Below are 14,534 nucleotides of genomic sequence, written 5' to 3' on the forward strand. Positions count from 1 at the left end.
TATCTATCACTAAAGGTTTAAAGGATTATAGCCAAAATAAGGAACTTCATACTCATGGAACCGAATATCAAAGGTTTCTAATTCCTTTAAAATAGGGTCGTATACTTCTTTTGTTATGGGAATTTGAACGCCTGGTGTGGTTATCTTTTTGTTCAAAATGGCGAGTGTAGCAATGGCTACTGGTAAGCCTACCGTTTTAGACATGGCGGTGTAAGTTTGATCTTCACCGGTGGTAACCATGGTGGCGTCTATTTGATGCTTTTTTCCGTTAAGTTCATAGCCAAATTTGTGGTACATGACAATCATATCTTTGTCATCTGGAGCTAAGTCCCAGCTGTCCATTAAAACCTTTTGAAGTATTTGCGCCGGAGTGGCTTCTCTGAGTTCCACTTTTTTGGAATGGCTAAAAATGTCCAGTTCTTCCAATTTATCCCAAACAATATCGTCTTGGTCAATTTTCAATTGATGTCTGAATTTGAGTTCTACAGAATCTGTTGGACTGTATGGCAGAAAGGCATTTACGAAATCTCTATAAGTCATGTTCTCACTATCCTCTATGGTGTAACTATCATCCGTCATACCCAGTTGCACAAACATATTCCAGGCTCTAGAAAAACCAACTCGTCTCATCGTACCACGGTATAAGGTTTTAACTTGATCAAGACCATAGGCCGATTGGTATTTTAGGGAGTCTCTATTGGCATAGGCCTCAAATCTTCCGTAGCCTTCAACATCTAAAAATTCGGTTCTTCTAAATAGACGGTTATAAGGGATGTACTTGTAGGTTCCTTCTTGCAGAAATTTAGCAGCGCCACCTTGACCTGCAACGACCACGTTTCTCGGGTTCCAAGTGAATTTATAGTTCCATAGGTTATTGTCGCTTTCTGGCGCAACCAGCCCCCCAGTGAAGGATTCGAATAAAATCATTTTTCCGCCTTTATCTCGAATGGTATCAATCACTTTCATGGCGCTCATGTGATCAATTCCTGGATCCACACCAATTTCATTCATGAAAACAAGACCCTTATCCTTTGCTGCTTTATCCAGATTTTGCATGTCATCGCTTACATAGGATGCGGTTACCATGTTCTTGTTGAATTTGATACAATCTTTTGCGGCTTCAATGTGAAATCTAGCTGGTAGCATGGAGACCACGATATCTGCATTTTCAATGGCATTTTCACGAACTTGTTTATCAAATACGTCAAAAACAATGGCTTGTCCGTTTTTGTGGTTGTGTACTAATTTTTGGGCATGACTGAAATTTTTGTCGCCAACAATGATGAGTAGATTTTCTTCTTCGGATTTGTCAAGCAGATATTTTATCAAGTAAGACGATGATTTGCCTGAACCAATGACCAATATTTTTCGCATAATTAGTTAAGTTGAGTAATTTTGTGTTCACGAATTTAGTGAATTGAATGAGCAATAAAAACCTAAAATACTTTTTTAGATGAATCAGAAAATTTTAATAACTGGAGCCCTTTTTGGAATCTTAAGTGTGGCTTTAGGTGCTTTTGGTGCCCATGGATTGAAAGCTGTATTAAGTCCCGATCAACTAACTACATTTGAAACAGGTGTGCGCTACCAAATGTATCACGCGATATTGCTTTTATTTGTTGGTGGGACCAATATTTTAGAAGCTAAGACTAAGAAAACCATTTTTATTTTAATCCTTGTCGGCATTATCTTTTTTTCTGGATCTATTTATGGTTTGGCTACAAATGAGATGTCTGCCTTTAATTTCAAAACCATTGCTCTTATCACACCAGTTGGAGGTTCAGCATTAATAGCCGCTTGGGTGGTCATGTTGGTTGGTTTTATAAAAAAGTCACAGGTTTAAATCATTAAAAATAGCTATATAAAAATAAAGTTTTAGCTTTGTACCAACAATTCAAAACAAAAACTCATGGCTAATTACACCCAAACAACGAAAACGATTTCGTTAGAGCCCTATGGCATTAAGAATGCTCAGGTAAATTACCAACTATCTCCAGAAGAACTTCAAGAAGTAACTATTGAAAATGGACAAGGTGTAGAAACTGCAAATGGAACTTTGGCAGTTAACACAGGTGAATTTACGGGAAGGTCTCCCAAAGATCGTTTTATTGTAAAGGATGCTATCACAGAAGACAAGGTTTGGTGGGGAAATATCAATATTCCTTTTGATTCTGATCAATTTCAAAAACTATATGACAAAGTTGTAGATTACCTTTCAGGAAAGGAAATTTTCGTGAGAGATGCCTATGCTTGTGCAGACCCTAACTATAAATTGAACATTCGCGTCATTAATGAATATCCATGGAGCAATATGTTTGCTTATAATATGTTCTTAAGACCTGATGAAACAGAATTAGAAGACTTCTCACCAGAATGGACTGTGGTCAATGCTCCCGGTTTTATGGCTAACCCTGAAGTGGACGGGACACGCCAACACAATTTTGCTATTTTGGATTTTACAAGAAAGATAGCGTTGATTGGAGGAACTGGTTATACTGGGGAAATAAAAAAAGGTATTTTCTCTGCACTTAATTTTATTTTACCTGTTTTCAAAAATACCCTTCCAATGCACTGTAGTGCCAATGTTGGGAAAGATGGTGATACTGCTATTTTCTTTGGTCTATCTGGTACAGGGAAAACTACTTTGTCAACTGACCCGAACAGAAGTTTGATTGGTGATGATGAGCATGGTTGGACTAACGAAAATACCGTATTTAATTTTGAAGGCGGTTGCTATGCTAAAGTTATCAATTTGTCACAGGAAAATGAACCTGAAATCTTTCAAGCGATTAAAAAGGGGGCTATTCTAGAAAATGTTATTTTGGATTCAAATGGTGAAGTTGATTATGAAGACACCTCGATAACTCAGAATACAAGGGTGAGTTATCCTATTTACCACATAGAAAATATTAAAAAGCCGTCTATTGGTGAAAATCCAAAAAATATCTTTTTCCTTACTGCTGATGCCTTTGGAGTTTTACCTCCAATTTCAAAGCTTACTCCGGCTCAGGCTGCTTACCATTTTATTTCGGGATATACCGCTAAAGTGGCGGGTACAGAGGCAGGCGTTGTAGAACCCCAGCCTTCTTTCTCGGCTTGTTTTGGTGCGCCTTTTATGCCATTGCATCCAACAAAGTACGCTGAAATGTTGAGCAAGAAAATGAAGGAAGCTGGTGTTAACGTTTGGTTGGTCAATACTGGTTGGACTGGTGGTCCTTATGGTGTAGGAACCCGAATGAAATTGAAGTATACGAGAGCTATGATCAATGCCGTTTTAAATGGTGATTTGGGATTATACAATTATGACGATTACCATATTCATTCTGTATTTGGGGTGGCACAACCTAGACATTGTCCAGGAGTACCATCTGAAGTTTTAAGTCCAAGAACTACTTGGAATAATGACAAAGCGTATTATACAACAGCTTTTAAACTTTCAAATGCTTTTAGGGAAAATTTCAAAAAATTTGAATCTTTTGCCAGTGAAGAAATCAGACGGGGGGGGCCACAGCGATATAGCTTTTAAGATGCAAATACCTAAAAATCAGATGTTGTTCATCTGATTTTTTTTTGTTTATGTTAAAAAATTGGTAAGTTTAAGAAGACAAACTATTAACCAATTTATCCTATGAAACAAAAACTACTATTATTTATGACTTTATTAAGCTTTGGTTTTTCTGGTGTTTGCCAGTATACGGCTATACCAGATTCTAATTTAGAATTAGCCTTGGCTTTTTTTGACGACATCCCCAATGACAACCAAATACCGACTGCAACGGCTTCGGCCTTTACTGAGGTTTTGAATATTGAGAACTTTGATATTACAGATTTATCAGGTATTGAGGCATTTGATAACATTACGGGTATTATTTTGGGTTATAATGCTAATTTGGAATTTGCTGATTTTTCGGTCTTGCCCCAATTGGAATCTATTTCATGTGAGAGCTGTTCTTCTTTGGAAAGCATTGATGTCGCTGGCTTGTTTGATTTGACAGATTTATACATGCCAGATGCCGCTATAAATAGCCTGGATTTGAGTTCTAATTTTGCGTTGCAAAATTTAAATGTTAGAGCTAATAATTTAATTACCCTTGACTTGAGCTTAAATATCAATTTAGTTACTCTGGATGCTTACAATAATGGTGGCGGATCGAGTTTAATTTTGATAGATTTAAGGAATGGAAACAATGCTAATATCACCTCATTTGATACTGATTTTAATGGAAACTTAAGCTGCTTGTTTGTTGATGACCCTAGTGCTGCATATTTGTCTGGATGGACCATAGATGCACAAACAACTTTAATGAGTGAATCCTCTGAATGCACTCTATCTGTATCAGAGGTAGATAATGAAATAGGATTCCAAGTGTATCCTAATCCGGTTAGTAATAATCTAAATGTTCGTTTAAATGGAAACCAAACTGCTCAACTTGAAATTTATAGTGTTACAGGGAAACTGGTGCATTCTAGTGAATTGTTAGAAGGGAGTAATGCCATAAATATGTCTCATCTTTCAGATGGGATCTACATGGCCAAGTTGTTTGTAGATGACCATATGGAAATTAAGAAGCTGGTCATTCAATAAGGAAAATCATATGTCATAAAAAAAGCGACTACTTTAAGTAGTCGCTTTTTATTTTGAATAAGTCAAAAACTTACTTCTTTTTGTTTACTTCATTAATGTATTTCTCAAGCGCCATTGTCATAGAAGGCGTCTCTGGAGTGGGTGCTTGAATATCAACCCTCAATCCTTTTTCTTCTACTGCTTTAAGAGTGGTATTCCCAAAAACAGCTAAACGCGTGTTATTTTGTTTGAAATCAGGGAAATTGTGAAATAGGGATTCAATTCCTGAAGGACTAAAGAAAACCAGGATATCGTAATAAACATTAGCTAGATCAGATAAATCACTGATCACGGTTCTATAAAAAATAGCTTCTTTCCAATCAATTCCCAAATTGTTTAGAATTTCAGGGACTTCAGGCTTCAATTTGTCGGTGGTAGGAAGTAAGAATTTTTCGTCCTTATATTTTTTGATTAAAGGAGATAATTCAGCAAACGTTCTCTTACCTACATAAATTTTACGTTTTCTGTAAACCACATATTTTTGCAAATAGTAAGCAACAGCCTCAGATTGACAAAAATATTTCATGGTATCAGGAACCTTAAAGCGCATTTCTTCCGCTACTCTGAAGAAATGGTCCACAGCATTTCTACTCGTAAGAATAATAGCCGAATAATTGTTGAGGTCGACCTTTTGATGTCTAATTTCTTTGGCTTCTACACCTTCGACATGAATAAAGGGTCTAAAATCAATTTTAACTTTTTGTTTCTCTTGTAGATCAAAATAGGGCGAATTTTCTATTTTAGGTTCGGGTTGAGACACTAAAATTGTTTTCACTTTCATAGGATAAGTCAGTTTTATGCTTTTGCAGTTTCAATAAACAACTTGTATAAAATCAGATAAGGTCCGATTTCAAGTGCGCAAAGATACAAAATAAAATAAAAGAATTCCTTTTTAATTAAACTTTGATGTGATTTGTAAGAGGTGATTAGGCCTACTAAATTGACTAAAAACAGGAGGGCAATAACAATAAGAATGATGGTTTTATTGGGTGTCAAACTGTATAATAAAACGGCATTTATGGGGACTAATAGAATACCCAAAAAGTTTTTGTAGGAAATTTTTTGAAAAAGGTATTCGTCGATCAGTTTGTCGATGTTGAATATACTTGCCACCAACCTTTCTATAAGCACCTTTACCAAAATAAATACACTGATTGCCAAAATAAGCCTAAGAAGATTATTTGCAGATATTTCAATGGGTTCAAAAACTGTATTAAGTGTGATCCAAATAAAAATAGCTAGGGAGAAAATGAGGTTGACAAATAACAAGCTGTCGAAGTAATCAAAAAACTTTTGATTTTTTTCATAGACCTTGAGGTAAGTTGAGCTTACAAAAATTCCTATAAACTGGTTAAACCTCCTTTCAAAAAACAATTTGGAGGCAGCTACCAAAATAATTCCTGTTACCAGAAGGATGGTAAATAAGTCATGCGTGTCATAATCTCTTAGCATGGTTTAAAATTATTACAAAATTTTGATACCGGTCTTTTTAATTTAAGTAATATTTAAAAAGTCATCAATAATAATTAACTTACATTTGCTGAAAATTCCTTGTCAATGGCGGACGCCTTAGTGATCATACCTACCTTTAACGAAATTGAAAATATTGAAGCCGTTATCCGTGCTGTTTTTTCACAGAATAAGGAGTTTCATATTTTGGTAGTTGATGATAACTCACCTGATATGACTGGTTACAAGGTAAAGGAACTTCAAGAAGAGTTTCATAATCAGCTGTTCTTATTGGAACGGGAAGGTAAAACCGGGTTAGGTACGGCCTATATTGAAGGGTTTAAATGGGCACTCCAGAAGGACTATCATTATATTTTTGAAATGGATGCCGATTTTTCGCATAATCCAAACGATTTGGTGAGGCTCTATGAGGCATGTAGTTCAAAAGGAGCCGATTTGTCCATCGGGTCGCGATATGTAGTTGGTGTAAATGTGGTGAATTGGCCTATGAGTAGAATTCTACTGTCTTATTTTGCCTCCAAGTATGTGCGCTTTGTTACCGGGATGGAAATACACGACACAACTGCTGGGTTTGTTTGTTATAGAAGAGAAGTTTTGGAATCCATAAATTTGGATAAGATAGAATTTGTTGGGTATGCCTTTCAAATTGAGATGAAGTTTAAAACCCATTTATTAGGGTATGAAATTGTTGAGGTTCCTGTTATTTTTACAGATAGAACCAAAGGGAAATCAAAAATGAGTAAAGGAATTATTTCTGAAGCTATTTTTGGGGTAATAAAAATGAAATTAAAAAGTATTTTCAATCATAAAAAAACATGGCAAAGAACACTATTCTTTTAAAGAATGCTCGAATCATAAATGAAGGGAAAATTTTTGATGGTGATATTTTAATTGAGGATGCCTTCATAAAGGAAATAGATAGCAGTATCAGTGCCAAATCTGCACAGGTTAAGGTGATAGATGTGGAAGGTAATTATGTTATGCCCGGGGTTATTGATGACCAAGTCCATTTTAGGGAACCTGGGTTGACCCATAAAGCTACAATAGAAACAGAGTCTAAAGCCGCCATTGCGGGTGGTATTACTTCATTTGTGGAAATGCCTAATACCAATCCACAAACTGTAAATCTTGAGGCGATGGAAGAAAAATTCAGAATTGCCTCAAAAAGTTCTTATGCCAATTACTCTTTTATGTTTGGAGGAACTAACGATAATCTTGATGAAATTTTAAAGGTAGATCCCAAAGATGTAGCTGGATTAAAGTTGTTTTTAGGGTCTTCTACTGGGAATATGTTGGTGGATAATCCTGAGGTTTTAGAAAAAATATTTTCAAGCACCGATATGGTTATTTCTGTGCATTGTGAAGATGAGCAAACCATTAAGAATAATCTTGAAGCTTATCTTAAAGAGTATGGCGATGACATTCCAATGGAGATGCATCCCAAAATCAGGAGTGAGGAAGCTTGTTATTTGTCTTCTTCAAAGGCGATTGAATTGGCGAAGAAAACAGGTGCTAGACTACATGTATTCCATTTGTCAACAGGAAGGGAAACCAAGTTATTCTCAAACAAATTACCTTTAAAGGAGAAAAAAATTACGGCCGAGGTTTGTATTCACCATCTTTGGTTTACTGATGAAGATTATGAAAAGAAAGGGACATTAATTAAATGGAATCCGGCAGTTAAAACCGCAAAGGATAGGGATGAACTTTGGAAGGCATTATTGGATGATCGAATAGATGTTATTGCCACAGATCATGCTCCACATACTTGGGAAGAAAAAAATAATGTATACACCCAAGCACCATCAGGCGGGCCTTTGGTTCAACATGCTTTGGTAGCCATGTTTGAGATGTATCATCGCGGTAAAATATCTCTGGAGAAATTGGTAGAAAAAATGTGTCACAATCCAGCGATTCTGTTTGAAGTTGAAAAAAGAGGGTTTATTAGAGAAGGATACTATGCTGATTTGGTGGTGGTAAATCCTGCCAATCCATGGACCGTCAATAAATCTAATATTTTATACAAATGTGGTTGGTCACCTTTTGAAGGGGTCACTTTTAAGTCCCGTATTACTCATACCTTATTGAATGGTAATGTGGCTTATGAAAGCTCCAAGGTAAATGAAACAAGGTTTGCTAAAAGATTAACATTCAATAGATGAAAAAAGGGGCGCTCTTATTCTTGGTATTAGCAGTTTTTTTGGGTTGTCATGATGTTAAAATGCCTGAAGAACCAGAAAACTTACTGTCAAAGGAGCAAATGGCGCATATACTTTTAGATTTAGCCCTTGTAAATTCTGCCAAAGGAGTTAATAAAAAAATGTTGGAAAACAATGGGATAGTCCCCGATCAATACATTTACAAAAAGTACCAAATAGATAGCCTGCAATTTGTAGAGAATAATAATTACTATGCTTACCGTGTAGATGACTATGATGAAATAATTCAAAAGGTAATGGATAGTTTGGATGTGATCAGGAAGGGGTTGAGTGAAGAGATGAAAAAGGAGGAAGAAAGATTCAGAAGAAAACAGGATACTATAAAGGAAATTAAAACTATCCAGCCTGCTAAATCCGACAGTTTAAATCAGTTACTGGGTAGGGAGCAGATTGATAAAAAGGATGTGTTCAAAACGACTGACTCAATTGTCAATTAAAAACTCATTGCATACCCGTTGAATGGTCTGGTCAATGGGGGTGAATTCATAATTCAATTCCTGGACTATTTTAGAATTACTGTAGAAGCTTGGCGTATTTAAAGTTTTGGCCAGTTGCTTGGTTAGTAGGCGTTCTTTTCCTGTTAATTTCGTTTTTAACCAATCCATTCGCCAGCCAATCTCCAACATCCATTGGGATACCTCTTTAGTTGGTTTTGGTATTTTTAAATAGGTTGAAATTTTGGATAAAATGTCATGAGAGGACAAATGGTGCGCAACTAAAATGTAAGTCTCATTTTGTAGGTTGCTCGACATCAAATGCATCATAATGTTAACCACATCCTGAACGTCTACATAACCAGTGCCTCCTTTGGTGTAATATTTATTTCCTTCAAAGGCTTTTTTGAAAATGATACCACTTCCTTGATCCCAATTTCCGCCGCCAAGAATGACTCCTGGATTTACAATAACTGCGTTTAAACCTTCTTGGGTCCCACGCCATACTTCTATTTCTGCACCATACTTGGTTATAGCATAAACATTGTTATCTGCCTCTGGATTCCAAGCAGTCTCTTCAGTTATTGGAGTGTTATTTGGAGTTTTACCCAAGGTGGCAACAGAGCTCACATAACATATTTTTTTTATGTTATTTGCAATACAGAGGTTAACAATGTTGGCAGTACCTTCTATATTGGTTTTCCGAAGTTGGTGATAACAATCAGGGTCAAAGGAGACCATGGCTGCACAGTGGTAAACATATTCAATATTTTTGAATGCCGCAGAAAGTTTTGGAATATCCAATAGGTCGGCATGAACCCAATCTATTTGGTTCCATAAAAGTTCGAAGTTGGATTCGTAGTAAGAGAACACTTTTTTGGTAACAGAGAGCTTGTTCTCACTTCTGAAAATAGCTCTTACACGTTCCCCCTTTTTTACTAGATGGTAAATTAGATGAGCGCCTACTAACCCTGTTCCGCCAGTTACCAAAATCATGAAACTAAAGTAAAGAATTCTATTGAAAGGCTCAGTAATTCTTGTTGTATTTTTATCTTTGCTCCAATTAAATTTTAAAATTTTATACATGTCAAATTCAATCGTAGAAGAATTACGTTGGCGAGGAATGGTTCATGATATCATGCCTGGAACGGAGGAGCAACTTAATAAGGAAATGACAACAGCTTATATCGGCTTTGATCCAACCTCTGATTCTTTACATATTGGTAGTTTGGTGCCTATTATTTTGTTGGTGCACCTTAAGAATTTTGGACATAGACCTATTGCCTTAGTAGGAGGTGCTACTGGCATGATTGGTGACCCATCTGGGAAGAGTGATGAAAGAAATTTATTGGATGAAGCTACCTTAAACCATAATGTTGAAGGTATTAAAGGCGTGCTCTCTAGGTTTTTGGATTTTGATTCTAAGGATGAAAATGCTCCTGTTTTAGTCAATAACTACGATTGGATGAAGGACTTCTCGTTTATAGATTTTGCTCGGGATGTAGGAAAACGAATCACGGTTAATTATATGATGGCCAAGGATTCTGTTAAAAAACGTTTGTCGGGGGAAGAGGGTAGTGTAGGTATGTCTTTTACGGAATTCACTTATCAACTCATACAAGGTTACGACTTTTATTATTTGCACCAAAACTTCAATTGCTTGCTTCAAATGGGAGGGAGTGATCAATGGGGAAATATAACTACCGGTACCGAGTTGGTGAGAAGAATGAATGTGGGAGAAGAGACAAAGGCATTTGCTATGACCTGTCCGTTGATAACTAAAGCAGATGGCTCTAAATTTGGGAAGAGTGAAGGAGGTAACGTATGGTTGGACCCTGAAAAAACATCCGTTTATAAGTTTTATCAATTTTGGTTGAATACTTCTGATGAAGATGCGGAAAAGTATATCAAGATTTTCACCTTTTTGGATAGAGCTACTATTGCAGGATTGGTTGAAGCCCATCAGGAAGCTCCTCATTATAGAATCTTACAAAAAAGATTGGCAGAGGAAGTGACTACTTTTGTGCATTCCAAAGAAGCCTTTGAAACAGCTGAAAAAGCTTCAAATATTTTGTTCAGTAAATCCTTTAAACAAGATATTCAAACTTTGGATGAAAAGACTTTCTTAGACGTGTTTGAAGGTGTGCCTCAAGCCGAATTACCGATTTCAGATTTTGATGAAGGGGTTGATATGATTGGTGCTTTGGCTGCAAAAACGGAGTTTTTGGCCTCCAATGGTGAAGCTAGAAGATCCTTGAAAGAAAATGCTATTGCTGTCAATAAAGAGAAGGTTAAGGAAGACTATCTGTTGACCCGTGATGACTTGATCAATGATAGGTATGTTATTATAAATAAAGGGAAGAAAAATACTTATATAATTAAGGCGGTTTAATTAAGCCGTATCAATAACTATAAAAGCGCCTGAGTTATAAATCTTCAGGCGCTTTGCTTTCTAACCAACTTAAAAATCAATTTCTTTTCCATGAAAGCATGTTATTAGTCGATTGGAAAATTAATTCCTTACAAGATTAGAAGGTTACATCCCCTAATATCTGAATGATCAAATCGGCCTATAACTTCAAAACTTCCATCTTTATGTGTTTTTCCTAAATCTTGGGTGGCAATAAAGGAGCAAGAGTGATAATTAGCAAGATCAATCACATTGATACCTCCAGTTTTGCCATGGTTTTGAATGGTAAGAGCGTCTTCTGGATCTCTGGTTAGAACTTTCATCCAAGGGGGGCAATTAAAAATTCCATTCCCTTTAGAATATCCTTGGCTTAATAATTCGGTCATGCCATATTCACTATGAATTTCTTTAACGCCAAATCCTTTTTCCAAGATGGCATGTAATTCCTCGCGAATCAATTCTTTGCGACGTCCTTTCATTCCCCCTGTTTCCATGATAATGGTGTTTTGAAGATTGAAGGAGTACTTTTCAACCAAATCTAACAGTGCAAAAGAAACACCTATTAACAATGTTTTTTCTCTTTGGGCATCCAATTGGTTTAAAGTGTGTGCTAATTTTTTTAAATCATCCAAATAGAACCCACTATTCTCCTTTTTGGAGTTTTTAATAAGGTCTTCAACCATGTATATGAGTGAGGAGCCTTCTCGTTCTAAATAGGAAGGTAAGAGAGCAAGAATTGTATAATCTTCAAAATTCCCATAGAAATGCTGAAATCCTTTTCTAAAACTTTCAATGTAGCATGAAATATCAGAAACATAATGCTTGCTGGTAGAAGAGCCTGTAGTGCCGGAGCTTGTAAAGATAATGTCTTTGACTCCCGGAGTGGTAGTTACTTCTCTTGTTTTAAAAAAAGATATAGGTAGAAAAGGAATATCCTCTATGCAGTTCACATCCGCTGGATTCTTATAGAGTAGATCGCAAAATGACCTATAAACTTTATTGTTTTGAAATTGATATTTAAACACTTCCAGAGCCTTTTGCTCAAAGTGGGTAAGGGAATTAATATTAAAAATAGTAGCGGGATCCATGTTCACAAAAGTATTGAAAATAAAAAAGCACTGCCAATAGGCAGTGCTTATAAAAATTAGGTTGTGCTTCTTTTATTTAACTACTAATTTCTTAGTTGTGTTAAACCCGTTTTGAGAAATTCTAATCAAATAAATTCCAGACTTTAAGCTTGAAACATTTAATGTGTTATTAGAAATTTCTTTGTTCAATACATTTTTCCCTAATACGTCAAATACTGAAACAGAAATAGTACCATTACCTTGAGTTTGAATGGTTACCTGGTTTCCTAAAACTGGATTAGGATACATACTTAGAGTACTTAGAGAATTGATTTCGTTTACTGATAATAAATAATCTGCTCCCGTTGGATATACTTGAGGAGTTCCAAAAAATTCACCTGCAAGAGTCATGATATTTACAGGAGTATTAGGAATTAATTCTCCATCCAAGTTATCATTTGGATAATTGGTTCTAAACACAAAAGCAGAAGAAGTGCTATCAGAGATATCATAATTGGTACTCGAAGAAAAAGTAGTTGTGCCATCGCCATCTGCAAAAGTAACACCATTAATCATAACTAATTCTGATTCGTACATGTCTAAATTATTTTCCAAATCAGTCAATGTTACCATTTGAGGAGAGATACTGTTGGCAGAAGAAGTAGCTGCACCTGGATCTTCAGTGGGCACAAATTGAAGTACGTCTGCATAGCTACCCAATTGTCCTGTAAGACCTGTTATACCATCTCCATCCATATAGGCAGTAGTAATAGTTCCTGCATTATCATCAATTAGCATACCAGCAGTCGCATCTTGGATGAAAATTTGGTTTCTATTGTTTCCTGTTACAAAGGTGACAATAACTTCACCAGTCACTTCATAGATTCCACCTTCGGCAGAAGCTCTTAAAGTAGCAAGGTCAGCTACCTCAGTAATAGAAGTCACAGTAAAAGTAACAGAAGCCTCAACTGGTGGGTCTAAAGGAGTATGTGTGTTGTCTACTAACCAAACATCTACTGTATGCTCACCATCAGCAAGTCCAGTTAATGCAATAGGATCTGTGTCATATACCATAACCGTACCACCAGCATCTAAAGAATAATGAATGTGTCCATCCAATCCAGCATTAGTAGCTCCAACTTCAAAATTTTGAACTGATAATTCAACGTCCACATCGGGACCAACAACTGATGCGCCGTTAGTAGGAGATGTAATACTTAATGTCGGGGTTCCTTCAGCTTCTTGAAAGAAGGAGAAATCATCCCAAAATGTGATAGCTCCTGAATATGTTCTAACCTCAAAATAAAATTCGTTAGCTCCTGCAGGGGCAGTTACAGTTGTGGTGTATTGCGTCCATTGGAAGTTGTTATTGTCTAAATATCCGCCTCCTGGTCCTTGTAAAACATCTGCATCCGTAGTGTTGTCATAGGATCCATCTGTTGACCATTTTGACCATAGTCTAGCATCCGATCCATCACCTGTACCGGATTGAACCATATACCAAATACTTAATGTATAGGTTTCTCCAGGAGTAATTCCTGTAATTAATTGGCCCAAATCACTTGTCCCACCAGTGTGCTTTACGGAGTAAGTACCTCCATGCACTTCTGTAGATTCTTGTTCTGCACTTTCAATATGAGTCCATCCTGTTGGAGTTGTGGTATCATCCCAAGACTCAAAGTCCCCGTTAACAAGAACTTCCTGTCCAAACGAAACCGCAGAGGTAATAAGTAGAATTAATAATAAGTAAATTTTTCTCATAGATTATTGATTTAATATGTTGAAAAACAAATATAAAGATTATTATGAGTAAAATCTACCTGAGAAGTAGGTTTATGTCAGTTTTTACGTTAATATAACATAAGGGTTTTAGCGAACTATAAGTTTCCTAGTCACTGTTAGGCTTTCTTCGGAAATTTTCACAATATAGGCACCTGCCTTTAACTTGGAAATATTGAGTTCGTTACCTAATTGCGTGGTGGATAAAATCAATTTTCCTAAAACATTGAAAATTTCAATTTTTTTAACCTTGTTGTTTTTAGAGGAGATATAAACTTTTCCATGACTAGCAGGATTGGGATATAGCGTTAAATTTTCTGCTAGATCCGTATCTTGTTTGGCCGCCATATACTTCTCAGTAGTTTGGGAGAAACCACTTAGAGAAAAGACCACACAAAAGAATGTTATTAGGTAAAACTGCTTCATTGGGAAAAATTATTCAATTAAATGTAATAAAATAATTCAAAAATCAGACCAAAATTATCATAACATTCGTTAAAACGCCCTTTTTCTTTAACTTGTTGTAAGGTA

At 36.1% G+C, this 14,534-nt stretch carries 14 protein-coding genes; 7 read left to right on the forward strand and 7 right to left on the reverse strand.

Annotated features, from left to right (window positions below):
• Positions 1-9: 9 nt before the first annotated feature.
• Positions 10-1,374, reverse strand: coding sequence for a saccharopine dehydrogenase family protein (locus ZA07_RS07535; RefSeq protein ID WP_053971097.1), 1,365 nt, complete (start codon positions 1,372-1,374; stop codon positions 10-12).
• Between the two features lie 79 nt (positions 1,375-1,453).
• Between ZA07_RS07535 and ZA07_RS07540 the strand changes: the two genes are divergently transcribed.
• From ZA07_RS07540 to ZA07_RS07550, 3 genes are all read left to right on the forward strand, one after another.
• On the forward strand, positions 1,454-1,843 hold the full coding sequence (locus ZA07_RS07540) for a DUF423 domain-containing protein (RefSeq protein WP_053971098.1): 390 nt from the start codon (positions 1,454-1,456) through the stop codon (positions 1,841-1,843).
• A 66-nt stretch (positions 1,844-1,909) separates the two neighbouring features.
• Positions 1,910-3,526 (forward strand): phosphoenolpyruvate carboxykinase (ATP), encoded by a 1,617-nt coding sequence (pckA, locus tag ZA07_RS07545; RefSeq protein ID WP_053971099.1) that lies wholly within the window; start codon positions 1,910-1,912, stop codon positions 3,524-3,526.
• Between the two features lie 102 nt (positions 3,527-3,628).
• The gene (locus ZA07_RS07550) at positions 3,629-4,585 is read left to right on the forward strand and encodes a T9SS type A sorting domain-containing protein (RefSeq protein ID WP_082316541.1); all 957 of its coding nucleotides are present in this window, start codon (positions 3,629-3,631) and stop codon (positions 4,583-4,585) included.
• A 70-nt stretch (positions 4,586-4,655) separates the two neighbouring features.
• On the opposite strand, the gene ZA07_RS07555 is transcribed toward ZA07_RS07550, so the two are convergent.
• Both ZA07_RS07555 and ZA07_RS07560 read right to left on the reverse strand, forming a co-directional pair.
• Entirely contained in the window at positions 4,656-5,405 is a 750-nt protein-coding gene (locus ZA07_RS07555) for a uroporphyrinogen-III synthase (protein ID WP_053971101.1), read from the reverse strand.
• Between the two features lie 14 nt (positions 5,406-5,419).
• Positions 5,420-6,076 carry a DUF4271 domain-containing protein gene (locus ZA07_RS07560; RefSeq protein ID WP_053971102.1) on the reverse strand — a complete coding sequence of 219 codons (657 nt, stop codon included), beginning with the start codon at positions 6,074-6,076 and terminating at the stop codon, positions 5,420-5,422.
• A gap of 105 nt (positions 6,077-6,181) precedes the next feature.
• On the opposite strand from ZA07_RS07560, the gene ZA07_RS07565 reads away from it, so the two are divergent.
• The 3 genes from ZA07_RS07565 to ZA07_RS07575 are packed head-to-tail and all read left to right on the forward strand — an operon-like array spanning position 6,182 to position 8,750.
• Positions 6,182-6,934: a polyprenol monophosphomannose synthase gene (locus ZA07_RS07565; RefSeq protein WP_053971103.1), complete on the forward strand. Its 753-nt coding sequence runs from the start codon at positions 6,182-6,184 to the stop codon at positions 6,932-6,934.
• Positions 6,910-8,256, forward strand: a complete 1,347-nt coding sequence (locus ZA07_RS07570) for a dihydroorotase (protein WP_053971104.1) — start codon at positions 6,910-6,912, stop codon at positions 8,254-8,256. The genes ZA07_RS07565 and ZA07_RS07570 overlap by 25 nt, the downstream gene beginning before the upstream one ends.
• Positions 8,253-8,750 carry a DUF4296 domain-containing protein gene (locus ZA07_RS07575; protein WP_053971105.1) on the forward strand — a complete coding sequence of 166 codons (498 nt, stop codon included), beginning with the start codon at positions 8,253-8,255 and terminating at the stop codon, positions 8,748-8,750. The genes ZA07_RS07570 and ZA07_RS07575 overlap by 4 nt, the downstream gene beginning before the upstream one ends.
• Here ZA07_RS07575 and ZA07_RS07580 read toward each other — a convergent pair.
• Positions 8,736-9,833 carry an NAD-dependent epimerase/dehydratase family protein gene (locus tag ZA07_RS07580; protein WP_369793501.1) on the reverse strand — a complete coding sequence of 366 codons (1,098 nt, stop codon included), beginning with the start codon at positions 9,831-9,833 and terminating at the stop codon, positions 8,736-8,738. The genes ZA07_RS07575 and ZA07_RS07580 overlap by 15 nt on opposite strands.
• Here ZA07_RS07580 and tyrS point away from each other — a divergent pair.
• Positions 9,832-11,139 carry a tyrosine--tRNA ligase gene (gene tyrS, locus ZA07_RS07585; protein WP_053971106.1) on the forward strand — a complete coding sequence of 436 codons (1,308 nt, stop codon included), beginning with the start codon at positions 9,832-9,834 and terminating at the stop codon, positions 11,137-11,139. The genes ZA07_RS07580 and tyrS overlap by 2 nt on opposite strands.
• 128 nt (positions 11,140-11,267) lie before the next feature.
• On the opposite strand, the gene ZA07_RS07590 is transcribed toward tyrS, so the two are convergent.
• The 3 genes from ZA07_RS07590 to ZA07_RS07600 all read right to left on the reverse strand — a co-directional run bounded on the left by ZA07_RS07590 (position 11,268) and on the right by ZA07_RS07600 (position 14,429).
• Positions 11,268-12,245 carry an acyltransferase gene (locus ZA07_RS07590; protein ID WP_053971107.1) on the reverse strand — a complete coding sequence of 326 codons (978 nt, stop codon included), beginning with the start codon at positions 12,243-12,245 and terminating at the stop codon, positions 11,268-11,270.
• A 72-nt stretch (positions 12,246-12,317) separates the two neighbouring features.
• Positions 12,318-13,985 carry a T9SS type A sorting domain-containing protein gene (locus ZA07_RS07595; protein WP_053971108.1) on the reverse strand — a complete coding sequence of 556 codons (1,668 nt, stop codon included), beginning with the start codon at positions 13,983-13,985 and terminating at the stop codon, positions 12,318-12,320.
• 108 nt (positions 13,986-14,093) lie between these two features.
• On the reverse strand, positions 14,094-14,429 hold the full coding sequence (locus tag ZA07_RS07600; protein WP_053971109.1) for a T9SS type A sorting domain-containing protein: 336 nt from the start codon (positions 14,427-14,429) through the stop codon (positions 14,094-14,096).
• Between the last annotated feature and the right edge of the window lie 105 nt (positions 14,430-14,534).

The organism is Mangrovimonas sp. ST2L15, assembly GCF_001280515.1.
GTDB lineage: Bacteria > Bacteroidota > Bacteroidia > Flavobacteriales > Flavobacteriaceae > Mangrovimonas > Mangrovimonas futianensis.

Bases quoted from the DNA above. Each gene is read 5' to 3' on its own strand.
- ZA07_RS07580 (WP_369793501.1), bottom strand. From the start codon at position 9,833: ATGTATAAAATTTTAAAATTTAATTGGAGCAAAGATAAAAATACAACA.
- ZA07_RS07595 (WP_053971108.1), bottom strand. From the start codon at position 13,985: ATGAGAAAAATTTACTTATTATTAATTCTACTTATTACCTCTGCGGTT.
- ZA07_RS07560 (WP_053971102.1), bottom strand. From the start codon at position 6,076: ATGCTAAGAGATTATGACACGCATGACTTATTTACCATCCTTCTGGTA.
- ZA07_RS07540 (WP_053971098.1), top strand. From the start codon at position 1,454: ATGAATCAGAAAATTTTAATAACTGGAGCCCTTTTTGGAATCTTAAGT.
- ZA07_RS07555 (WP_053971101.1), bottom strand. From the start codon at position 5,405: ATGAAAGTGAAAACAATTTTAGTGTCTCAACCCGAACCTAAAATAGAA.
- ZA07_RS07575 (WP_053971105.1), top strand. From the start codon at position 8,253: ATGAAAAAAGGGGCGCTCTTATTCTTGGTATTAGCAGTTTTTTTGGGT.
- ZA07_RS07570 (WP_053971104.1), top strand. From the start codon at position 6,910: ATGGCAAAGAACACTATTCTTTTAAAGAATGCTCGAATCATAAATGAA.
- ZA07_RS07590 (WP_053971107.1), bottom strand. From the start codon at position 12,245: ATGGATCCCGCTACTATTTTTAATATTAATTCCCTTACCCACTTTGAG.
- ZA07_RS07550 (WP_082316541.1), top strand. From the start codon at position 3,629: ATGAAACAAAAACTACTATTATTTATGACTTTATTAAGCTTTGGTTTT.
- ZA07_RS07600 (WP_053971109.1), bottom strand. From the start codon at position 14,429: ATGAAGCAGTTTTACCTAATAACATTCTTTTGTGTGGTCTTTTCTCTA.
- pckA (WP_053971099.1), top strand. From the start codon at position 1,910: ATGGCTAATTACACCCAAACAACGAAAACGATTTCGTTAGAGCCCTAT.
- ZA07_RS07535 (WP_053971097.1), bottom strand. From the start codon at position 1,374: ATGCGAAAAATATTGGTCATTGGTTCAGGCAAATCATCGTCTTACTTG.
- tyrS (WP_053971106.1), top strand. From the start codon at position 9,832: ATGTCAAATTCAATCGTAGAAGAATTACGTTGGCGAGGAATGGTTCAT.
- ZA07_RS07565 (WP_053971103.1), top strand. From the start codon at position 6,182: ATGGCGGACGCCTTAGTGATCATACCTACCTTTAACGAAATTGAAAAT.